This is a genomic window from Streptomyces sp. 796.1 (assembly GCF_047525675.1).
Taxonomy (GTDB): Bacteria; Actinomycetota; Actinomycetes; order Streptomycetales; family Streptomycetaceae; genus Streptomyces.
In genome coordinates this window covers 109308-131954 of record NZ_JBLIWA010000007.1, presented here as the reverse complement: position 1 = coordinate 131954, position 22647 = coordinate 109308, and the positions used below count along the sequence as shown (strand labels likewise).

The 22647-nt window shown below is 71.2% G+C and carries 14 protein-coding genes; 13 read left to right on the top strand and 1 reads right to left on the bottom strand.

The annotated features are described in order from the left end of the window. The first annotated feature begins 569 nt into the window (after positions 1 to 569). Both ACMA1D_RS07200 and ACMA1D_RS07195 read left to right on the top strand, forming a co-directional pair. Complete coding sequence (locus tag ACMA1D_RS07200) at positions 570 to 1184, top strand: hypothetical protein (RefSeq protein WP_414723036.1); 615 nt, start codon at positions 570 to 572, stop codon at positions 1182 to 1184. Positions 1185 to 1496: 312 nt separating this feature from the next. Then, positions 1497 to 2384, top strand: coding sequence for an aminoglycoside phosphotransferase family protein (locus ACMA1D_RS07195; protein ID WP_414723035.1), 888 nt, complete (start codon positions 1497 to 1499; stop codon positions 2382 to 2384). 257 nt (positions 2385 to 2641) lie between these two features. Here the strand turns inward: ACMA1D_RS07195 and ACMA1D_RS07190 are convergent, their stop codons facing one another. Then, complete coding sequence (locus ACMA1D_RS07190) at positions 2642 to 3256, bottom strand: CGNR zinc finger domain-containing protein (protein WP_414723034.1); 615 nt, start codon at positions 3254 to 3256, stop codon at positions 2642 to 2644. A 38-nt stretch (positions 3257 to 3294) separates the two neighbouring features. Here ACMA1D_RS07190 and ACMA1D_RS07185 point away from each other — a divergent pair, with 38 nt between their 5' ends. The 11 genes from ACMA1D_RS07185 (at position 3295) to ACMA1D_RS07135 (ending at position 21932) form a co-directional block, all read left to right on the top strand. After that, entirely contained in the window at positions 3295 to 4500 is a 1206-nt protein-coding gene (locus ACMA1D_RS07185; protein WP_414723033.1) for an MFS transporter, read from the top strand. Between the two features lie 792 nt (positions 4501 to 5292). Continuing rightward, a complete protein-coding gene (gene acnA, locus ACMA1D_RS07180) occupies positions 5293 to 8007 on the top strand; it encodes an aconitate hydratase AcnA (RefSeq protein WP_414723032.1) in 2715 nt (904 codons plus the stop codon). A gap of 650 nt (positions 8008 to 8657) precedes the next feature. Next, the gene (gene ngcE / locus ACMA1D_RS07175) at positions 8658 to 10094 is read left to right on the top strand and encodes an N-acetylglucosamine/diacetylchitobiose ABC transporter substrate-binding protein (protein WP_414723031.1); all 1437 of its coding nucleotides are present in this window, start codon (positions 8658 to 8660) and stop codon (positions 10092 to 10094) included. 51 nt (positions 10095 to 10145) lie between these two features. Continuing rightward, positions 10146 to 11060, top strand: a complete 915-nt coding sequence (locus ACMA1D_RS07170) for a carbohydrate ABC transporter permease (protein ID WP_414723030.1) — start codon at positions 10146 to 10148, stop codon at positions 11058 to 11060. A 90-nt stretch (positions 11061 to 11150) separates the two neighbouring features. Then, positions 11151 to 12098, top strand: a complete 948-nt coding sequence (locus ACMA1D_RS07165) for a carbohydrate ABC transporter permease (RefSeq protein WP_414723029.1) — start codon at positions 11151 to 11153, stop codon at positions 12096 to 12098. A gap of 387 nt (positions 12099 to 12485) precedes the next feature. After that, positions 12486 to 13685 carry an ROK family transcriptional regulator gene (locus tag ACMA1D_RS07160; RefSeq protein ID WP_414723028.1) on the top strand — a complete coding sequence of 400 codons (1200 nt, stop codon included), beginning with the start codon at positions 12486 to 12488 and terminating at the stop codon, positions 13683 to 13685. Between the two features lie 343 nt (positions 13686 to 14028). Next, a complete protein-coding gene (locus ACMA1D_RS07155; protein ID WP_414723027.1) occupies positions 14029 to 15129 on the top strand; it encodes a substrate-binding domain-containing protein in 1101 nt (366 codons plus the stop codon). A 104-nt stretch (positions 15130 to 15233) separates the two neighbouring features. Further along, positions 15234 to 16028, top strand: a complete 795-nt coding sequence (locus ACMA1D_RS07150; RefSeq protein ID WP_414723026.1) for an ATP-binding cassette domain-containing protein — start codon at positions 15234 to 15236, stop codon at positions 16026 to 16028. 146 nt (positions 16029 to 16174) lie between these two features. Continuing rightward, positions 16175 to 17425, top strand: coding sequence for a sugar ABC transporter permease (locus ACMA1D_RS07145; protein WP_414723087.1), 1251 nt, complete (start codon positions 16175 to 16177; stop codon positions 17423 to 17425). 545 nt (positions 17426 to 17970) lie between these two features. Then, a complete protein-coding gene (gene dxs, locus ACMA1D_RS07140; protein WP_414723086.1) occupies positions 17971 to 19914 on the top strand; it encodes a 1-deoxy-D-xylulose-5-phosphate synthase in 1944 nt (647 codons plus the stop codon). A 506-nt stretch (positions 19915 to 20420) separates the two neighbouring features. Continuing rightward, positions 20421 to 21932: an amino acid permease gene (locus ACMA1D_RS07135; RefSeq protein WP_414723025.1), complete on the top strand. Its 1512-nt coding sequence runs from the start codon at positions 20421 to 20423 to the stop codon at positions 21930 to 21932. Positions 21933 to 22647 lie beyond the last annotated feature (715 nt).

Genomic DNA, 22647 nt, shown 5'->3' with positions numbered 1-22647 from the left:
GTGGCTGGTGCACGGCGTGCCGCGGGTGAGTAAGCGACGGCCGGGGCGTGCGGGGGCGTTCGTGGCGATAGGCGGTGGTTGTCAGGGGGCATACGGGTACGGGGCGTATCTCCTCGGCGTGGCGTGCCGGTCGGGTGCCTCGGCCAGATGGGCCAGTCGCGCGCGCCGTGGCTTCGGCGCGCCGAGCGTGCCGGTCCGGCGCAGCGGTGGGTCCCTCGGTCCGGCGCGCCGGCCGAGCGCCACGGCCCGCCGCCGGTGGTGCGTCCGCCGGTCGTCCCACCGCCCGGCGGCGTCTCCCCACCCGGTGGCCGGCGCTCCGGCCGTACGGCACTGATCTGGGGCAACGCCCGCTGCTCGACGCGTCGTTGACGGCGCGGGCGGACATTCGGCGGGGAGGGTGCTGCGGGCAATGAATTGCCAAAGGACTGTCATTGTTGCGTGCCGCAGGCGCCTCTTACGGTGCTGGTGGCTGGAGTGCCCACGCCACCCACATGCGCGTAGCTGTCCGTACTTCCGTAAGTCGCTGCACTTTCCGTAAGTCGCCTGCACTTTCCGAAAGAGGTCTCACCATGCGCCATTCCCTTGCCCACCGTGCCCGGGCCGTCGTCACCCGCCGTCCGCGGCGGACGCTCGGCGTGGCGGTCGGCGCGGGTGCCGTGCTGTTCGGACTGGTGGCGGTGCCCAGCGCCGGCGCCGCCGATGAGCAGAGTTCGCCGGAGACCGCCTCCGCCGTGCGGTTCCCCGCCAGCCCGCGTGCCGGCCAGGCCGCCCCCGCGTCCGAGGAGATCTCCAAGGTCCGGGTCAGCCGGAACGAGGTCCCGGTCAAGCCGGGCAGCCGGACCAAGGTGACCGTCACGGTCGACTCGCCCGAGGCCGGCTACATCTGGGTCTACCTGGACCGCGCACACATGGGCGAGATGGGCCCGCAGTGGGCCAACGGCCCGCACCCGGGGCTGACCGCCAAGCCCAACAAGAAGTGCGTGTTCTTCGCCGACACGGAGAAGATCGGCATCGGTACCGGGTTCAAGTGTCCGACCCCGAAGGGCCACTCGAAGGTCGTCTTCACCGCCAAGGTGCCGCGGAACCTGCCCTCCGGCTCGGTGGCCTACTTCGACGCCTACCACCAGGTCGGCTCGTCGGTGTGGAACGCCGGCTCCTTCTCGGGCGGCTTCGGGGTCGAGTAACCCCGGCCGCGGCGCGCGGGGGCCGCGTTCCCCCGGCCGGCCGCCCCGTACGGCCGCCCGCACGGGCCCGGCACCGTGCGGCCCCCGCACCGCCGTGCTCCGCAGCACCACCCCGGGCCGCCGGGCCCGAGCCGCGCGCCCCACGCCCGGCGCGGGCGGACGACCGCTCGCGAGTCCCCCTCGCGTCCGCCCGCGCCGGAACCGCCCGGCCCCGCGCCCGTACCGCCCCGGACCAGCGCCCGGGCGGGCGGAAAAAAAGGAACTGCTCGGCGCGGCGCGGTGCGTCATGATGCCGGCATGGGAGCGATCAGGATGCATGTCGACGAAGTGCCCACCGATCCCGAACTGGTACGTCGTCTGATCGCCGACCAGTTCCCGCAGTGGGCCGGGCTCCCGGTCACCCCGGTCGACTCCTACGGCACCGACCACGCCATCTACCGGCTCGGCGACGACCTCTCCGTACGGCTGCCGCGCATCGGTTGGGCCACCCGCCAGGCGGCTAAGGAGGGCCGCTGGCTGCCCGCGTTCGCGCCGCACCTGCCGCTCGCGGTCCCGGTGCAGGTGGCGGTGGGGCGGCCGGCCGACGGCTATCCGTACGACTGGTCGGTGTACGAGTGGCTGCCGGGCGACGACGCCAACGGCACCATCGAGGACCTGGTGCGGGCCGCCGTCGACCTCGCCGCGTTCATCACCGCGCTGCGCCGGGTCGACACGGCCGGCGCCCACCAGCGCGGCCACGGCAGCCGGGGCGCGCCGCTGGCCGAACTCGACGCACAGGTGCGCAGCTCGATCGCCGAACTCGGCGACCGCATCGACGGGCCGGCGGTCCTCGCCTCCTGGCAGCAGTCGCTGCACGCGCCGGCCTGGTCGGGCCCGCAGGTGTGGCTCCACGGCGACCTGCTGCCGGGCAACCTGTTGGTGACCGGCGGGCGGCTGTCGGCCGTGATCGACTTCGGCACCCTCAACGTCGGCGACCCGGCCTGCGACCTCCAGCCCGCCTGGAACGTGTTCAGCGGCCCGAGCCGGCAGCGCTTCCGCGCGGAACTCGGCGTGGACGACGCCGGCTGGCTACGGGGCCGCGGCTGGGCCCTCGCCCAGGCGGTCTCCGCCCTTCCCTACTACTGGGACACCAACCCCAAGATGGTCCGCCAGGCGTCCCACGCGCTGGCCGAGGTGCTGGCGGACGGGACCGCGGGGTAGCCGCGCGGGGGCGGGCGCGGCGCCACTGACGGCGGTCGGCGGGGCGGCGGACGGGCCCGCCGCTTTCGACCTCGCGCGTGCGCTGCGGCCCGATCTGGCCCTCGCCGACGTCCACATGCCGGGCCTGGGCGGCCCCGAACTCCCCCGCCTCGCCGGTCCGGGCGCCCCGACGACCTCGTACCCGCCCCGGGCCCCACCTCGCGCCCCGGGCCCCGCGCCCGTCCCGTACGCGCCGACCCGGCCTCCGTGCCCGGCCGCTACGCGCCTGCGCCGGGCCGTCCCGTCGCGCGCGAGCGCCGATGGGCCGCGACGCGTTCGCGGGTCGCGCACCGGCGGGAGCAGAACCGGCGCTGCGGGCCGCTGCCCTGCGCGATGAAGACGTCCGGGCAGGCCGGGGACGCGCAGACCCGGCCGGGCGGCCGTTGGCGGTCCCACAGGAGGACCGCCAGGGCCATGCAGGACGAGGCGATGAACCACACGTCCCACGGCGCGTCGTCGTCCCGGTCCAGATGCGGGTGCCAGGGGGTGCTGCCGCCGTGCGAGGTCAGGCGCAGCGGCCCGGCGTGGTCGCGCAGCAGGCGGTTGAGGGTGGTCGCGGCGGCGTCCGCGTGCTCGGCCGCGAAGACGGGCCGCAGCAGCGCGCCGGCCGTGCGCATCCGGGCGACGTCGTCGGCGGTGAGGTCGACGGGCTCGGCCTCGCCGTAGGCGCGGAGCACGGCGGCGACGGCCGCGACGTCGCCGCCGTCGGTGGCAGCGGGGCGGTCGTCGGCGAGGACGTTGAGCAGGGCGGCGGTGCGTCGGGCCGTACTCAGCACGGAGTGCCGGGTGGACCAGTCGTCGTGGTGGGGGGCCATCGGCGGAATGTAACGCATCTTGCTGAGTTTTGAGTTACCTCCCTAACGTCGTGCCGATGAAGAGGGGACATGCGCTCCACCGCCACCTCGCCGGGGCGGTGGCGGCCCGTATCGGGGACGAGATGTCGGGGCCGGCACTGATGCTCGCGGGGTTCGCCCTGACCGGATCGGCCGCCGACGCCGCCTCGCTGCTCGCGGCCCTCACGAGCGCCGCCGCGGTGGGCGGCCCGCTGCTCGGGGTGCTGCTCGACAGGGCGGACCGCCCCGGGCGCCTGCTGGCCGGGGCACTCCTGCTGTACGCGGCGGGGCTCGGGGCGACCCTCCTGGCGCTGGGCAGGTCGCCCCTCGCCCTCACCCTGCTGATCGCGGTGGTGACGGGGTTGCTGGGGCCGGCCGTCTCCGGTGGCTGGACGGCCCAGGTGCCCCGGGTGGTGCCGGACGGCGACCGGCTGCCCAGGGCGAACGCGCTCGACGCGATGACGTTCAGCGCGGCGAGCCTGGCCGGCCCGGCCCTGGCCGGCGGGCTGGCGGAGGTGGCGGGGGCCCCGACGGCCGTCGGGGTCGCCGTGCTGCTCATCGCCGCGGCGCTGCCCGCCGCGTGGCTGGTGCCCGCCCGCCCCGCCCGGGCGCGGGCCGCCGGGCCCGCCTCCGTCCTCGGCGATCTCGTGGCCGGCGTCCGGGTGATCCTCGCGCGGCGGGCCCTGGCCCGGGCCACCCTCACCTCGACCGTCTCCTGCACCGCCCAGGGCGTGCTGCTCGCGTGCATTCCGCTCCTCGGCGAACGCGCCATGGGCGGGGCCGGTCGCGGGGCGCTGCTCCTGTCCTGTGCGGCGGTCGCCGCCCTGGCGGCGGGCGCCGTACTCGCCCGCCTCCCGCGCGCGGTCGCCCCGGACACGGTGCTGTGGGCCAGCGCCCTGGTCCAGTGCGCGGCGCTGACCCTGGCCAGCTGGGGAGAACCGGCCCCGCTCGTGGTGGCCGCGCTCGTCCTGGGCGTCGGCGAGGGACCTCAACTCGCGGCCCTCTTCGCGGTGCGCCACCGGGAGGCCCCGGAGCACCTGCGGAGCCAGATCTTCACCACCGGGGCCAGCCTGAAGATCACCGGGTTCGCCCTGGGGGCGGCGGTCGGCGGACCGCTCGCGACGTGGTCCCTGTCGGGCACGGTGGCCCTCGCGGCGGGTGTGGCGCTCCTCGCGGCGGTGGCCTTCTTCGCGGTCCCGCCGCCGACCGGCGAGGCGCCCGGGGGCGGGGCGGCGCCGAGGTGAAGCCCGCCGGGGACGGCGAAGGTCCGCGGGCCCGCCCCGGTACGACACGCCGAAGCGGCCGACCGAAATCTGAGCCGGGCCGCGCCCCGCGACGGGGAGAACCGGAGGCAGGGCCCACGACCGTGCCCGGCAGCAGCCAGAAGCAGTGGAAGCAGTGGAAGCAGCCGGAAGAGTCAGCACAGCCAGCAAGTCAGCACAGCCGTGCAGCAGCCGGGAGCCCGGGGAGCGTCGGCGCGGAGCTCGATAAGCGGGCCATGCGGACGCCGTAGGGCACCACGGGCCGGCGGGCCAGCGGTCCGGGAACGCGGGGGCCGCGGGCGCGCGGAGTCCACTGGCCCGTCGCGGCCCGTCGTACGCGCGCGCCGGGCGCCGGCCCGGCGCCGACCTACGCCCACCAGCGCCGACCTACGCCCACCAGCGCCCACCGGTGCCGATCGGGACCGGCGGGGAGCGCCCGGCGCACGACGGGCCGTGCGCCGGGCGGCGCCTGGGGCCCGGTGCCCGGTGCCCGGGGCCGCGCGGGGGCGCTGCGGACGAGCCTTGAGACGCGTGGCGGACGAGCCGTGAGGCGTGCGGCAGTAGGGCCGCGTGGTGCGCGAGGGGCAGGCCAGCGCATGACCGTGCGCCAGCGATGTACTAGAGTTATCTCGACATCGAGATATCTGCCGGGAAGGCGTACCGCTGTCGCGCTAGTTAGGTGAACCTAAGTTAGGCACACCTTAGCGGATCGGCAAGGTCCCCGGGCGGCAGGATGCGGTGGTACGCGCGAATTCATGCATGAAGGAGACTGTCGTGTCGGCGAACAGCTTCGACGCCCGCAGCACGCTGCGCGTGGGCGACGAGTCGTACGAGATCTTCAAGCTGGACAAGGTCGAGGGCTCCGCCCGCCTGCCCTACAGCCTGAAGGTGCTGCTGGAGAACCTGCTCCGTACCGAGGACGGCGCGAACATCACCGCCGACCACATCCGTGCGGTGGGCAACTGGGACTCGCAGGCGCAGCCTAGCCAGGAGATCCAGTTCACCCCGGCCCGCGTGATCATGCAGGACTTCACCGGCGTGCCCTGCGTCGTGGACCTCGCCACCATGCGTGAGGCCGTCAAGGAGCTGGGCGGCGACCCGGCGAAGATCAACCCGCTGGCCCCGGCCGAGCTGGTCATCGACCACTCCGTCATCGCCGACAAGTTCGGCACCCACGAGGCGTTCGCGCAGAACGTCGAGCTGGAGTACGGCCGCAACCGCGAGCGCTACCAGTTCCTGCGCTGGGGCCAGACCGCGTTCGACGAGTTCAAGGTCGTCCCGCCGGGCACCGGCATCGTGCACCAGGTCAACATCGAGCACCTGGCCCGCACCGTCATGGTCCGCGGCGGCCAGGCGTACCCCGACACCCTGGTCGGCACCGACTCGCACACCACCATGGTCAACGGCCTCGGCGTCCTCGGCTGGGGCGTCGGCGGCATCGAGGCCGAGGCGGCCATGCTCGGCCAGCCGGTCTCCATGCTCATCCCGCGGGTCGTCGGCTTCAAGCTCACCGGTGAGCTCAAGCCCGGCACCACCGCCACCGACCTGGTGCTCACCATCACCGAGATGCTGCGCAAGCACGGTGTGGTCGGCAAGTTCGTGGAGTTCTACGGCGAGGGCGTGGCCGCCACCTCGCTGGCCAACCGCGCCACCATCGGCAACATGTCGCCGGAGTTCGGCTCGACCGCGGCGATCTTCCCGATCGACGCCGAGACCATCAACTACCTGAAGCTGACCGGCCGCTCCGAGCAGCAGCTCGCGCTCGTCGAGGCGTACGCCAAGGAGCAGGGCCTGTGGCTGGACCCGGCCGCCGAGCCTGACTACTCCGAGAAGCTCGAACTGGACCTGGCCACCGTGGTGCCGTCCATCGCCGGCCCCAAGCGCCCGCAGGACCGCATCGTGCTGGCGAACGCCGCCCAGCAGTTCGCGCAGGACGTGCGGAACTACGTCAGCGACGACGAGGAGGCGGGCAAGGAGTCCTTCCCGGCCTCCGACGCGCCGGCCGCCACCAACGGCGTGCCGACCCGGCCGACCACCGTCACCGCCCCCGACGGATCGACGTACGAGATCGACCACGGCGCCGTCACCGTCGCCGCCATCACCTCGTGCACCAACACCTCCAACCCGTACGTCATGGTCGCCGCCGCGCTGGTGGCCAAGAAGGCGGTGGAGAAGGGCCTGACCCGCAAGCCCTGGGTCAAGACCACCCTCGCGCCCGGCTCCAAGGTCGTCACCGACTACTTCGACAAGGCGGGCCTGACCCCCTACCTCGACAAGGTCGGCTTCAACCTCGTCGGCTACGGCTGCACCACCTGCATCGGCAACTCCGGCCCGCTGCCGGACGAGGTCTCCAAGGCCGTCAACGAGAACGACCTGGCCGTCACCTCGGTGCTCTCCGGCAACCGCAACTTCGAGGGCCGGATCAACCCCGACGTCAAGATGAACTACCTGGCGTCCCCGCCGCTGGTCGTCGCGTACGCGCTCGCCGGCTCCATGAAGGTGGACATCACCACCGAGGCGCTGGGCACCGACACCGAGGGCAAGCCGGTCTACCTCGCCGACATCTGGCCGACCGAGGCCGAGGTCAACGACGTGGTCGCCAGCGCCATCGGCGAGGACATGTTCTCCAAGTCCTACAGCGACGTCTTCGCCGGCGACGCCCAGTGGCAGGCGCTGCCGATCCCCACCGGCAACACCTTCGAGTGGGACGCCGAGTCCACCTACGTGCGCAAGCCCCCCTACTTCGAGGGCATGGCCATGGAGCCGTCGCCGGTGCAGGACATCGCCGGTGCGCGCGTCCTGGCCAAGCTCGGCGACTCGGTCACCACCGACCACATCTCGCCGGCCGGCGCCATCAAGGCCGACACCCCGGCGGGCAAGTACCTCACCGAGCACGGCGTCGAGCGGCGTGACTTCAACTCCTACGGCTCGCGCCGAGGCAACCACGAGGTCATGATCCGCGGCACGTTCGCCAACATCCGGCTGCGCAACCAGATCGCGCCCGGCACCGAGGGCGGCTTCACCCGCGACTTCACCGTCGCGGACGGCCCGGTCTCCTTCATCTACGACGCGTCGCAGAACTACCAGGCCGCCGGCATCCCGCTGGTCGTCCTGGCCGGCAAGGAGTACGGCTCCGGCTCCTCCCGCGACTGGGCCGCCAAGGGCACCGCGCTGCTCGGCGTCAAGGCCGTCATCGCCGAGTCCTACGAGCGCATCCACCGCTCCAACCTGATCGGCATGGGCGTGCTGCCGCTCCAGTTCCCCGAGGGCGCCACGGCCGAGACGCTCGGCCTGACCGGCGAGGAGACCTTCGCCATCGCCGGTGTGACCGCGCTCAACGACGGCGCCACGCCGCGCACCGTCAAGGTCACCACCGACAGTGGCGTGGAGTTCGACGCCGTCGTGCGCATCGACACCCCCGGCGAGGCGGACTACTACCGCAACGGCGGCATCATGCAGTACGTCCTGCGGTCGCTGATCCGCAAGTAAAGAACCGGCCGAGCGCACCGGGTCGGCAATTTCGTTCCGGTGCGCTAAAGGTCTGGACTAAGCCGATGGCCGGGTGAGAGAAATCCGCCCTTCCGTATCGGCACGGGCGGTTTCCAGCCGGCCCGGGTAAGCCTGAGCGGGCCGCATTCCCCAGCGGGAATGCGGCCCGCTTCCGTGTCTGCGGCCGGTGCTACGGGCGGGCCGCCAGAGCCTGTCTGCGCTGCCCGAAAGGGCAGGTCGGAGATGGTGTGGCACGGGCAATCCAGCGAGGCTCCGAGATGTCCGCGGTACGTGCGTGCCAGGGGTGGAAAAGCACTTCGGACGTGCGGGTTCGGGCGCCCCGCTGTGCCATCGGTGGTGGTAAGCCGCCGAGGTCTCAACTCGGGAAAGACGCACACGATTTCTGCTGCCAATCTTGCCCCGTCACGCCAAGTGGACTATACCTGTCGCGTCTGATCCGCCGTGGTCCACGGCAATGGACCCGACGACGGATGTGCGCGCCCAAATCTGACGCGTGCCCGTCGTCCGTGTCTTTGCGCAATTCAGCACCTCCAGCTCTATCTGACCCGCGGTGTCGGGGCGTTCGTCGTACGCGGACGAAGTACGGGAGATCTGGCACCGCACAGTCCTGAAGAAGGCGAGGACTTGCCATGGGATTCACCTCAGAATTCGGTCGACGCGATCTGGTGAAACGAGCAGCGGCAATCGGGCTGATCTCGGTGCCCACGATGACGGCGCTGAGCGCCTGTGCGACCGGTGGTGGTGACGACACCAAGCAGGTCGAAAAGGGAGAGCGGACGGCGAAGAATCCGCTGGCGGTCAACGAGGGCGCGGGGCTTGACGTCGTCATTTTCGACGGTGGCTTCGGTGATGAGTACGCGAAGGCCGCTGAGGCGCAGTACGTGGCGGCTTATCCGAAGACGGACGGGAAGATCAAGCACACGGCGACGCAGAAGATCCAGGCGCGGTTGGCGCCGCGGTTCAACGGGGGTACGCCGCCGGACCTGATCGACAACTCGGGTGCGGAACAGATGGATTTCGGGACGCTGGTCGCCAAGGAGCAGTTGACGGACCTGCGGGCGCTTTTGGACGCGCCGTCCCTGGACGATCCGAAGAAGAAGGTGCGGGACACGCTGCGGCCCGGCGTGGCGGAGATGGGGCAGTTCGACGGGGACGAGGTCTGGGTTCTGTACTACGCCTACACGATCTACGGGGTGTGGTATTCGAAGTCGCTGTTGGCGAAGCACGGTTGGGAGTACCCGCAGGACTGGGACGCGATGCTCAAGCTGTGTGAGGACGCGAAGAAGCAGGGGATCGCGGGGTGGACGTATCCGGGGAAGTACCCGTACTACCTGCCGTTCAGCCTGTATCCGTTCATCGCGAAGATCGGCGGTCGCGAGGTGTTGGACGCGATCGACAACCTGGAGCCGAACGCCTGGAAGCACGATGCGGTGAAGTCGGCGTTCGAGGCGTACCACGAATTGCAGGCCAAGGGATACATCCTCAAGGGCACCCCGGGCCTTGACCACACCCAGTCACAGGTGGCGTGGAACGAGGGCAAGGCGCTCTTCATCCCGAACGGCTCGTGGGTGGAGAACGAGTCCAAGAAGACGACGCCGAAGAACTTCGACATGGCGGTGGGTGCGCCGTCCTCGCTGGATGCGAGTGACAAGCTGCCGTTCGGGACGATCTGGGCCTCCGGTGGTGAGCCGTTCATCGTGCCGAAGAACGCGAAGAACCCGCAGGGGGGCATGGAGTTGCTGCGGATCATGCTGGGCGAGAAGTCGACGCAGACGTTCATCAAGCAGGTGTCCTCGCTCTCCTCGCTGAACGGTGGCACCGAGGGGCTGACGCTCGCGCCGGGGCTGGCGTCGGCGCAGGAGCTGTGGACGAAGGCGGGGGAGAACGTGGTGAACCCGCGGCTCCAGGACTGGTACGTGCGCTTGCAGAAGGAAAAGATCGGCACGTCCGCACTGGGCGAGATGATGGCGGGTCGCCTGTCGCCCAAGGAGTGCATGGACAAGTGCCAGAAGTTCGCTGACGAGACCGCTCGGGACGATGCGGTGAAGAAGTACCGGCACCGCTAGTCCGGCGTCGACCAGATCATGCCTCGCGGGCGGGAAATGGGGTCGGTAGCAGTGCGGCACGGTAAGTACGGCTTCATCGTAGGGTTCTTGGCCCTGCCTCTGGCGATCTATGCGGTGTTTGTTCTCTCGCCGTTCGTCCAGGCCATCTACTATTCGTTCACCAACTGGAGCGGTTTGAGCTCCGATATCCAGATGGTGGGGTTCGACAATTACCGCAAGATGTGGGAAGACGACGTCTTCTGGCATGCCTTGCGGAACAATCTGGTGTTGTTGCTCGTGTTGCCGCTCGTGACGCTCGGCATGGGGCTGTTCTTCGCCTTCATGCTGAACGTGGGCGGGCGGCGCAAGGGCGCGGTGGTCTCGGGCGTACAGGGATCCTCCGTGTACAAGGTGGTGTACTTCTTTCCGCAGGTGCTGTCGATCGCGATCGTGGCGCTGATCTTCCAGTTCGCGTACAACCCGAACAGTGGCGCGTTGAACTCGTTCCTTTCGGGCATCGGACTCGATTCGTTCCAGCCGAACTGGCTGGGTGATCCGAAGTATGCGCTGTGGTGTGTGATGGCGGTGATGGTGTGGAGCAACGTCGGGTTCTACGTGGTGTTGTTCTCGGCCGCCATGAGCACGATTCCGCGGGATTTCTACGAGGCGGCCCTGCTCGACGGGGCGAACCGGTTCACGACGTTCTTCCGGATCACCTTGCCGTTGTTGTGGGACACGGTGCAGACCGGTTGGGTGTACATGGGAATCCTGGCGTTGGATTCGTTCGCCGTGGTCCAGATCATGACGGTCGGGCCCGGTGGTCCTGACTATTCGACCGAGGTCCTGACGTGGTTCGTGTACACGAAGGGCATTCAGGACGGGCAGGCGGGTTACGGAACGGCGTTGGGCGTGGCCCTGTTGATCGTCACGATGATCTTCGCCGCGATCGTCATGCGGCTCGGCCGCCGCGAAAGGCTGGAGTTCTGACATGCCCCGGCCCGTAACGCCCCGTCATCCACAGGGAATCCAGCCGCGCCACGACGCCGACCGACGTCGTACCGGGGGGAGTGAAGCTCCATGACCGAAGAACCACCACGCCGGGCCACCGGCGCACTGGACCTGGCCAAGGAGGAAGGGACTACCGGGGCCCACCACAGCGCACCGTCCGCGCCGACCGGGAAGGAGCGGCGGGATTACGCGGGTGGCGTGTTGAACGTGTTCTCGCACGGAATCCTGGCCGTGTGGGGCCTGTTGGTGACGATGCCGCTGTTGTGGGCGGCGATGAGTTCCTTGAAGACCGACAAGGAGATCTTCACCTCGCCCTGGTCGCTGCCGTCCTCGTTGCACTTCGGGAACTGGTCGGACGCGTGGCAGACCGCGAACATGGGGCGGTACTTCCTGAACTCGGCCGTGGTGGTGGCCGGTTCGCTGTTCGGCACGATGCTGCTGGGCGCGATGGCCGCCTACGTACTGGCCCGGTTCGAATTCCGCGGGAACCGGTTCATCTACTTCCTGTTCGTGGGCGGGATGAGCTTTCCCATCGTGCTGGCGCTGGTCCCGCTGTACTTCGTGTTGCAGAACATGGAGATGCTCAACACCAAGCACGGTCTGATCCTGGTCTACATCGCGTACTCGCTGCCGTTCACGGTGTTCTTCCTGACCTCGTTCTTCAGGACGCTGCCGACCTCCGTCGCGGAGGCCGCCATGCTGGACGGCGCCTCCCACACGCGCACGTTCTTCCAGGTCATGCTCCCGATGGCCAAGCCCGGACTGATCAGCATCGGGATCTTCAACTTCCTCGGCCAGTGGAACCAGTACATGCTGCCCTACGTACTGAACCAGGGCGACGACGAAGACAAGCTGCTTCCCCAGGGGCTGGTGGAACTCGCCGTCTCCCAGGGGTACAAGGGCGATTGGGCGGTGCTCTTCTCCGGCCTGCTGATCGCGATGCTGCCGGTCCTTGCGGTGTACATCATCTTCCAACGCCAGGTCCAGGCCGGCCTCACCGCCGGCGCCCTCAAGTAGTCGACCCCTCCACACCGGGCGCACCGGTCACCTCCCGGGCCCGTCCCGCCCTCCGCCGGCGCGTTCCGCCCCGCCCCGCCCGACCACGGAGCCCCGTCAGGCCCCGGCCCCGCCCCCCGGTGCGGCGGGGCCGGGGTCGCCCCGTGGCACCCCGCGGCGCACGGCCGAGTCCCTGGGAGTTACGGTGCCGCTGCACCTGCTCCTCGCCCCGTCCGGTCGCCGGGGCCGCCCCCGTCGGGCGGCCGGGGGCGGGGAGCGGACTTGACGCGCGACAACCAGTACGGCTCAGCTTAGAGTTCACATGTTGGAGACAGTGCCGGACCCGCCCCTGTGGTCCGGCCGGCGGCCGGCCGGCGAGCCGTTCGCCAAGGCAGGAGTGGGATGGGCGTGGAGACTCCGGGATCGCAGTCATCGCTGCACCGGGCCAACCTTGAGCGGGTCGTCCGCGCGGTGCGGATGGCGGGATCGCTCACCCAGGCGGAGATCGCCCGTACCACGGGGCTCTCGGCCGCCACGGTCTCCAACATCGTCCGCGAGCTCAAGGACGGCGGCACGGTCGAGGTCACCCCGACCTCAGCCGGCGGGCGCCGCGCCCGCAGCGTCGCGCTCAGCGGCGACGCCGGCATCGTGGTGGGCGTCGACTTCGGCCACGCCCACCTGCGGGTGGCCGTCGGCAACCTGGCCCACCAGGTGCTCGCCGAGGAGACCGAACCGCTGGACGTGGACGCCTCCGCGGCGCAGGGCATGGACCGCGCCGAGCACCTGGTCGGCCGCCTGATCGAGGTCAGCGGCATCGACCCGGCCAAGGTGGTGGGCGTGGGGCTCGGCGTGCCGGGCCCCATCGACGTGGCCTCCGGAACGCTCGGTTCCACGGCGATCCTGCCGGGCTGGGCCGGCACCAACCCGCGCGATGACCTCGCGGCCAGGCTCGGCGTCCCGGTCTACGTGGACAACGACGCCAATCTGGGCGCGCTCGGCGAACTGGTGTGGGGCAGCGGCCGGGGCGTGGCCGACCTCGCGTACATCAAGGTGGCCAGCGGCGTCGGCGCCGGCCTGGTGATCAGCGGCCAGATCTACCGCGGCCCGGGCGGCACGGCGGGCGAGATCGGCCACATCACCCTCGACGAGTCCGGCCCGGTGTGCCGCTGCGGCAACCGCGGCTGCCTGGAGACCTTCACCGCCGCCCGGTACGTACTGCCGCTGCTGCACTCAAGCCACGGCCCCGACCTGACCATGGAGCGCATGGTGGCGCTCGCCCAGGACGGCGACCCCGGCTGCCGCCGGGTGATCGCCGACGTCGGCCGGCACGTGGGCAGCGGCGTGGCCAACCTGTGCAATCTGCTCAACCCCAGCCGGGTGGTGCTCGGCGGCGATCTCGCGGACGCCGGTGACCTGGTGCTCGACCCGATACGGGACTCCGTCGCGCGGTACGCGATCCCCAGCGCCGCCCGCCAGCTCTCGGTGCTGCCCGGCGCGCTCGGCAGCCGGGCCGAGGTGCTCGGCGCGCTGGCCCTGGTGCTGAGCGAGATGGGCGACTCCACGCTCCTCGACGGCTCCCTCACCACGGGCACACCGGCCCTGGCCTGACCGGCACGGGCTGCCCGGCGCCTGGGCCGACCCGGGTGCCGGCGCCGCCCGCCGCGCGCACCGTAGCCGCTGCGGCCCTGGCCCGACCGCCGGGCCCAGCTCCGCCCCGGCCGGGCGTACCGCTACTCCAACACCCCGGCCGCCACACGTACCCCAGCCGCCCCCACGCACCCGCGTGGGGGCGGTTTCGTGTTGTGTGCACCGAAGTCGCCACGTTCACATAAGTTACGAATGGCACCGTTGCCATCTCGTTAAGGATTTACTTCTTGACGCGTGAGTTACTGGCGAGTTGACTGCCTGCCACCTCGGCCGCACGGACGGCCGCGTCAGGGAGGTACCCCACATGAACGCGACGCTCCGGCGTGTCGTCATCGCCACCGCCGCGGCCAGCCTCACCGTCGGTCTGGCCGCGTGCGGCAAGGCCAAGGAGGCGGACAGCAAGGAGTCGCGGGACCGCCAGCAGGGCGCTCCCCTCACGATCGGGCTTCTGCTGCCGGAAGACCAGACCGCGCGCTACGAGAACTTCGACAAGCCCCTGATCACGAAGCGGGTCAAGGAGCTCTGCTCGGCCTGCGACGTCAAGTACGTGAACGCCAAATCGGACGCCTCGGTCCAACAGCAACAGGTCGACTCCATGATCACCAAGGACGTCGACGTGATCGTTCTGGACGCGGTGGACTCCAAGTCCATCGCCAGCTCCGTCGAGAAGGCGCACGACGCGGACATCCCGGTGGTCGCCTACGACCGGCTGGCCGAGGGCCCCATCTCCGCGTACACCTCCTTCGACAACGCGGAGGTCGGCCGGGTCCAGGCCAGGTCGCTGCTGGAGGAGATGGGCAGCAAGGTCGACCGCGGCCAGATCGTCATGCTCAACGGCTGGGAGGCCGACCCGAACGCCGCCATGTACAAGGAGGGGGCGCTCTCCGTCTTCCGCGGCAAGGTCAAGGTCGGCAAGTCCTACGACGTGGAGAAGTGGCTGCCCAACCTCGCCCACGACAGCATGAACGGCGCGATCTCCTCGCTCGGCAAGGACCGGATCGTCGGCGTGTACGCGGCCAACGACGGCATGGCGGGCGGCGCGATCACCGCGCTCCAGCACGGCGGGTTCGCCACGATCCCGCCGGTGACCGGGCAGGACGCGGAGCTCGCCGCCGTGCAGCGCATCGTCGCGGGTGAGCAGTTCATGAGCGTCTACAAGTCGTACAAGGTCGAGGCCAGGACCGCGGCCGAGATGGCGGTGGCGCTCGGCTGGGGCGAGGACGTGCCGGCGAAGACCACCGTGGACAGCCCGACCGAGCAGGACGTCCCCGCCACGCTGATCCCCCCGGTCGCGCTGACCGTGGACAACATCAAGGACACCGTGGTCAAGGACCGCCTCTACCCGCTGGGCAAGATCTGCACGCCCAGGTACCGGGCCGCCTGCGAGCGGGCCGGACTGCGCTAGCCCCCGCCCCTGCCCACCGCGGCCGGGCCCCGGCCGGGCACCCGGCTTCGACGCGCCCGCCCCGGCGGTGCGGCGCAGACCCGCCCCGACGGGCGGCGAAGGAGATGGTTGACGTGACCGCTACGCCCGTACTGGCGTTGCGCGGGATCTCCAAACGGTTCGGTGCCGTCCAGGCGCTCACCGACGTCGATCTGGAGGTCCACGCCGGCGAGGTGGTCGCCCTGGTGGGCGACAACGGCGCCGGCAAGTCCACCCTGGTCAAGACGGTCGCCGGGGTCGGCCCCGCGGACGGCGGGGTGATCGAGTGGCGCGGCCGGCGGGTCCGGGTCGAGCGCCCGCACGACGCCCAGGCGCTCGGCGTCGCGACGGTCTACCAGGACCTCGCGCTCTGCGACAACATCGACGTGGTCGGCAACCTCTTCCTCGGCCGGGAGCTCACCCGCGCCGGCATCCTGGACGAGGTCGAGATGGAGCGCCGGGCCCGCGAACTGCTCCGGACGCTGTCCATCCGCATCCCCAGCGTGCGCATCCCCATCGCCGCGCTCTCCGGCGGGCAGCGCCAGACGGTGGCCATCGCCCGCTCCATGCTGGGCGAACCCGGCCTGGTGATCTTGGACGAGCCGACCGCGGCGCTGGGCGTCGAGCAGACCGCCCAGGTGCTCGACCTGGTGGAGCGGCTGCGTGAGCGCGGCCTCGCGGTGATCCTCATCAGCCACAACATGGCCGACGTCAAGGCGGTGGCCGACCGGGTGGCGGTGCTGCGGCTGGGCCGCAACAACGGCACCTTCGACGTTCGGAGCACCTCACAGGAGGAGATCATCGCCGCGATCACCGGCGCCACCGACAACGCTGTCACCCGCCGTAAGGCCCGTATCTCGGACCCGGAGGACCTCGCGTGAGCCCCGATCTGGACAAGCCGGCCGACGGCGCGGCCGACGAGCCGCGCCCGTCCACCGCACCTCCGCACGCCGCCGCGCACGCCGATCCGCCCGCATCCGGTGTCCCCGCTGCGGACCCGCCGGCGGAACCGGCGGCAGGACCGGCCATCGAGGGCGAGCCCGCGGCCCCCGGCGCGATCGCCGCCGTCGACCCCCGGCTGCTGGTCCGCGAGCGCGGCCTCGCGGGGTACGTGCAGGAGTTCGGCCGCAAGCTGCGCGGCGGTGAACTCGGCGCGGTGCCCGTCGTCGTCGGGCTGGCGATCATCTGGGCCGTCTTCCAGTGGCAGGACTCGGCCTTCCTCTCCCCGAAGAACCTCTCCGACCTGTCCATCTACATCGTCGGCACCGGCATGATCTCGGTCGGCATCGTCCTGGTGCTGCTGCTCGGCGAGATCGACCTGTCGGTCGGCTCGGTCAGCGGCCTCGCCGCCGCCGTCGTCGCCGTACTGCACGTCAACGAGGGCGTGCCCGAGGGGCTCGCGATCCTCGTCGCCCTCGCCTCCGGGGCGGTGGCCGGCGCGGTGCACGGCTTCTTCTTCGCCCGCATCGGGGTGCCGGCGTTCGTGGTGACGCTGGCCGGGCTGCTGGCCTGGAACGGCCTGATGCTCCAGGTGCTGGGCACCACCGGCACCATCAACCTCGATCGCGACAGCTTCATCGTCAACCTCACCAGCCACTACTTCGTCTACATCGCGGTGGCCTACGGCGTCGCCGGGCTCGCCGTCGCCGGATTCCTCGCCGCCCAGCTCCTGGACGCCCACCGCCGCCGGGCCGCGGGCGTGCCGCACCGGCCGCTCGGCGAGATCCTGGCGCGCACCGGCGTGCTGGCCGTCCTCGCCTTCGCGGCGGCCTGGCGGCTCAACGAGTACAAGGGGCTGCCGCTGGCCCTGCTGATCTTCCTGGTGGTGCTCATCGGCTACGACGTGTTGCTGCGCCGCACCCGCTTCGGGCGCCAGGTCTTCGCGGTGGGCGGCGGCGTGGAGGCGGCGCGCCGGGCGGGCATCAACGTCACCTTCGTACGCATCGCCGTCTTCGCCGTCTCCGGGCTGATGGCCTCGGTCGGTGGCCTCTTCATCGCCTCCCGGATCGCCGCCGCCAACCAGGGCGCCGGCACCGGGAACCTGCTGATGGAGGCCATCGCCGCGGCCGTGATCGGCGGCACCAGCCTCTTCGGCGGCCGGGGCAGCGTCTGGTCGGCGCTGCTCGGCATGTTGGTGATCGGCTCCATCGCCTCCGGCATGACGCTGCTGGGCATCGAGGCGTCCGTGCAGTACATGATCACCGGTGGTGTGCTGCTGGCGGCCGTGGTGATCGACTCGGTCGCGCGCCGCACCCAGCGGTCGGCGGGCCGCGGCTAGTGGCGGGCCGGGGCTAGGGCGTACGGCGTTGGTGGTCGGGTGGGCCGTGGGTCGTGGCCGGCGGTCCGGTCTGTGGCCCGCTGCCCGCTGCCCGCTGCCCGCGGTCGGCCGGCCGCCGCGTGCGGGCCCGTGCCGCGCATCGCTCGTACGCAGCCGGTGCGTAGCCCGAATGCAGTCCGGATGCAGCCCAGATGCAGCCCGAATGCTGCCCCCTACGCCCCACCCGCCCCCATACACCATCTGTGCCCCGTCCGCGCGTCGCCCGTCGGGGGCGCTAGGGGCCGCTCCGGGGGTGGTCGGCCGGGTGTCGGGCCCGGGGCGCCTGCCCCGTTCCGCCGGGCGCACGGTACGCACGCGCGGTCGAGCCGCGTCCCGCACGGGAAGTAGACCACTCGCGTGAGTTACATCGCATCCTCTCGACATCACCGATAAGTGCGGAACATTAGACTCGTCAGACCGGCAAGGCTCGACAGCTTTACACCAAGGAGGCGCAAGTGCCGAAGGAGCCGCGTGCAGCGCGTGCGGAGGCAGCGGACGGGTGGCGACTGCTGAGCCGGGTCAAGCGGCCACGCGACCTCGACAAGTTCAGTACCGAGCAACTGGACGAGCTGGCGACGGAGATCCGCTCCTTCCTCGTGGAAGCCGTCTCCAAGACCGGCGGGCACCTCGGACCCAACCTCGGCGTGGTGGAGCTCACCATCGCCCTGCACCGTGTCTTCGACTCCCCGAAGGACCGGGTGCTCTTCGACACCGGACACCAGTCCTACGTGCACAAACTCCTCACGGGCCGGCAGGACTTCTCCAAGCTCAAGGGCAAGGGCGGCCTCTCCGGCTACCCCTCGCGCGCCGAGTCCGAGCACGACGTCATCGAGAACAGCCACGCCTCCACCGTCCTCGGCTGGGCCGAGGGCATCGCCAAGGCCAACGAGATCCTCCGCAAGAAGGACCACGTCGTCGCCGTCATCGGCGACGGCGCGCTGACCGGCGGCATGGCCTGGGAGGCCCTGAACAACATCGCGGTGGCCAAGGACCGTCCGCTGGTCATCGTCGTCAACGACAACGAGCGTTCGTACGCGCCGACCATCGGCGGCCTCGCCAACCACCTCGCGACGCTGCGCACCACCGACGGCTACGAGCGCTTCCTCGCCCGCGGCAAGGACCTCCTGGAGCGCACCCCGGTCGTCGGCCGCCCGCTGTACGGCACGCTGCACGGCGCCAAGAAGGGCCTCAAGGACTTCATCGCGCCGCAGGGCATGTTCGAGGACCTGGGTCTGAAGTACGTCGGCCCGATCGACGGCCACGACATCGAGGCGCTGGAGTCGGCGCTGGAGCGGGCCAAGCGGTTCGGCGGCCCGGTGATCGTGCACTGCCTCACCGAGAAGGGCCGCGGGTACACGCCCGCCCTCCAGGACGAGGCCGACCGCTTCCACGCGGTGGGCAAGATCCACCCCGACACCGGACTGCCGATCTCCAACTCGGGCGCCGACTGGACCTCGGTCTTCGGCGAGGAGATGGTCAAGCTCGGCAAGGAGCGCAAGGACATCGTGGCGATCACGGCGGCCATGCTCCAGCCGGTGGGCCTGGAGAAGTTCGCCAAGGAGTTCCCCGACCGGGTCTTCGACGTCGGCATCGCCGAGCAGCACGCGGCGGTCTCGGCTGCGGGCCTGGCCACCGGCGGCCTGCACCCGGTCTTCGCCGTCTACGCGACCTTCCTCAACCGCGCCTTCGACCAGGTCCTGATGGACGTGGCGCTGCACAAGTGCGGGGTCACCTTCGTGCTGGACCGGGCCGGGATCACCGGCACCGACGGCGCCTCGCACAACGGCATGTGGGACATGTCCATCCTCCAGGTGGTGCCGGGGCTGCGGCTGGCCGCGCCGCGCGACGCCGACCAGGTCCGCGCCCAGCTCCGGGAGGCCGTGGAGGTTACCGACGCGCCGACCGTGGTGCGCTATTCCAAGGGCGCGGTGGGCCCGGCCGTGCAGGCCGTGGACCGGATCGGCGGCATGGACATCCTGCGCGAGCCGGCCCCCGAGGGCCGCGCCGCCGGGCGCGCCGACGTGCTGCTCGTCTCGGTGGGCGCCCTCGCCCCGATGTGCCTTGAGGTCGCCGACCTCCTGGACAAGCAGGGCATCTCGACCACCGTGGTCGACCCGCGTTGGGTCAAGCCGGTGGACGAGGCGATGCCGGCGCTGGCCGAGCGGCACCGGGTGGTCGTCACCGTCGAGGACAACAGCCGGGTCGGCGGCGTCGGCTCCGCCATCGCCCAGGCGCTGCGCGACGCGGGCGTGGACGTCCCGCTGCGCGACTTCGGCATCCCGCCGCGCTTCCTCGACCACGCCTCCCGCAAGGAGGTGCTGGCCGAGATCGGCCTCACCGCCCCCGACATCGCACGCCAGGTGACCGGCCTGGTGGCGCAGATCGACGGCCGGTACGAGGCGGACGCCGCCGGCGCCCGCACCGGCTCGGCGGAGCCGGCGCGCGACTGAGCCCCGGCGCCCGGCCCCCGCTGAGGGGCGCCCGGGCGCACCGACCGACCGCTGCCGGGTCGGCCCCCACGGCACCCGCCGTCCGGGCCGGCCCGGCTTCGTGGTGCCCGGGCCCGGCACGCGTCGGGCGGACCGGGCACCGCAGGTCCGAGCTCTGCACGCGTACGCCCGCCCCCGGCACCGCAGGGCCGAGCCCAGTACCCGTACGCCCGGGCCCCGCACCGCAGGCCCGAGCCCGGCACCGGTACCCCCAGCCCCCGCACCGCAGGCCCGGCCGGACCCGTACGCCTGAGCTCGGACCCGTACGCCCGCCCCCGTCGGCCCTCCCCGCACTGCTCCGGGTGGGCGATCCCCGCCGCGTCGCCCCGCACCCCATCGGGTGAACCGTGCGGTCGCCGGCGGGGTGCGCGGCCGGCCCGTCTCCGCCGTGCGAGACCTTGGCGCGTACACGCGCAGCGCCAGGTACGGGTCGGGTGCGCGGCGGAGCGGAGCCATAAGGAGCACCGGTGAGTGCACGGGTACCCAGGGGCGACGCCGGGGGCTATTTCCGGACGAAATCTGTCGAGCAGTCCATCCGGGACACCGAGGAACCGGACCACGCGCTGAACAAGTCGCTCTCCGCGCTCGACCTCACCGTCTTCGGGGTCGGCGTGGTCATCGGCACCGGCATCTTCGTCCTGACCGGCCAGATCGCCAGGAACACGGCGGGCCCCGCGGTCGCGCTCGCCTTCCTCGCCGCCGGCCTGGTCTGTGCCCTGGCGGCCCTGTGCTACGCGGAGTTCGCCTCCACCGTGCCGGTCGCCGGCTCCGCCTACACCTTCGCGTACGCCTCGCTCGGCGAACTCCCGGCCTGGATCATCGGCTGGGACCTGATGCTGGAGTTGGCGCTGGGCTGCGCCGTGGTGGCCGTCGGCTGGTCGGGGTACGTGCGCTCGCTGATGGACAACGTCGGCTGGCACCTGCCGGCCCGGCTGTCGGGCGGCGAGGCGGACGGCGTCGGCTTCGACCTGCTCGCCTTCGTGCTGGTGCTGGTGATCACCGGGGTGCTGGTGGCCGGCATGAAGCTGTCCGCGCGGATCACCTCGCTGATCGTGGCGGTCAAGGTGGGGGTGGTGGTGCTGGTGATCGTGGCCGGGGCGTTCTTCATCGAGGTCGACAACTGGCGCCCCTTCGTCCCGCCGGCCGAGGGCACCGCCGACCGCGGTTCGGGCCTGGCCGCCCCGCTGATCCAGGTCATGTTCGGGTACGAGCCGACCACCTTCGGCGTCCAGGGCATCTTCACCGCGGCGGCCGTCGTCTTCTTCGCCTTCATCGGCTTCGACATCGTGGCGACCGCGGCCGAGGAGACCCGCGACCCGCAACGCGACGTGCCCCGCGGCCTGCTCGGCTCGCTCGTCGTCTGCACCGTGCTCTACGTCGCGGTGTCCCTGGTGGTCACCGGCATGGAGAAGTACACCCGGCTGACGGTGGACGCGCCGCTCGCGGACGCCTTCAAGGCTACCGGGCACCCCTTCTACGCCGGGCTCATCAGCTTCGGCGCCGCGGTCGGGCTCACCACCGTCTGCCTGATCCTGCTGCTCGGCCAGTCCCGGGTGTTCTTCGCGATGAGCCGTGACGGACTGCTACCCAGGACCTTCTCGCGGGTCCACCCGCACTACGGCACCCCGTACCGCTCCACGGTGCTGCTCGGCGTGGTGGTCGCCGTCATCGCCGGCTTCACCAGCCTGTCGGAGCTGGCGGAACTGGTGAACATCGGCACCCTGTTCGCCTTCGTCGTGGTGGCGGTCGGCGTCGTCGTCCTCCGCCACACCCGCCCCGACCTGCCCCGCGCCTTCCGCACCCCGCTGGTGCCCGCGCTCCCCATCGCCTCCGTACTGGCGTCGCTGTGGCTGATGCTCAACCTCCCCACGGAGACCTGGCTCCGCTTCGGGGCCTGGATGCTCGTCGGCACCGTGATCTACTTCGCGTACGGGCGGGCGCACAGCCGGCTGGGGGCGGCGAAGGACCGGGCGGACTAGGAACCGTGGCAGAGGCGGGCCGCCCGGGCCGGCGGCGGGACTTCCGTGCCGTGGGTTCGACGGGAGTGGGACCGGAGCGGGCCGAGTGAACTGAACGTTGCTTTACGGGTCCACCGGGCGGTGGCGCTTTTCAGACGTAGCTACCTGAGAGTCACCGCTCCCACTTTCCGGGCCCCGTTGACGGGTCATCACGCTACCTGCGATTCTCATGCGGGCTCAGTGACGTGGTTGCCTCTGATGTTGTATTTGCCGTACGACCGTGGAAGGAGAGGTTTTTCTACTGCCGTGTGCTACCAGGCCGCTTTGGGCCGTGGACTGCCGATTCGCCGTGAAGGCTGCCGCAAGGTGTGCGGCACAGTGCGGGAAGGGCGTGCAGTAATTCGGCTGGCGATCGCCAGTTTGCGACATGTTGATGATTAACGCTCTTGTTGTTGTTTGCTCGATCAGTGGTGTTTCGGAAGGTCGCCGGACGCGTGCCCGCGACGTCGCGGGGCCCGCGCTTTTCCCGTGCGGCTCACCAGTGTGCATTCTGCCCTTGAGGCCACACGGCTGTACGCGATGGGTGCCGCGTGCAGGTACCGCGCCGGCGTCACCCAATCGGCGTTAACGACGCTCCCTCTTGGGGCCTGTTGCAGCGTTCGCCCGTAGCTGCGGCACGCCCACGGCGAGCCCGGGCCAGCGGCGGGTCGCGTTCCGTGACCCGGGTCTGTAGCCG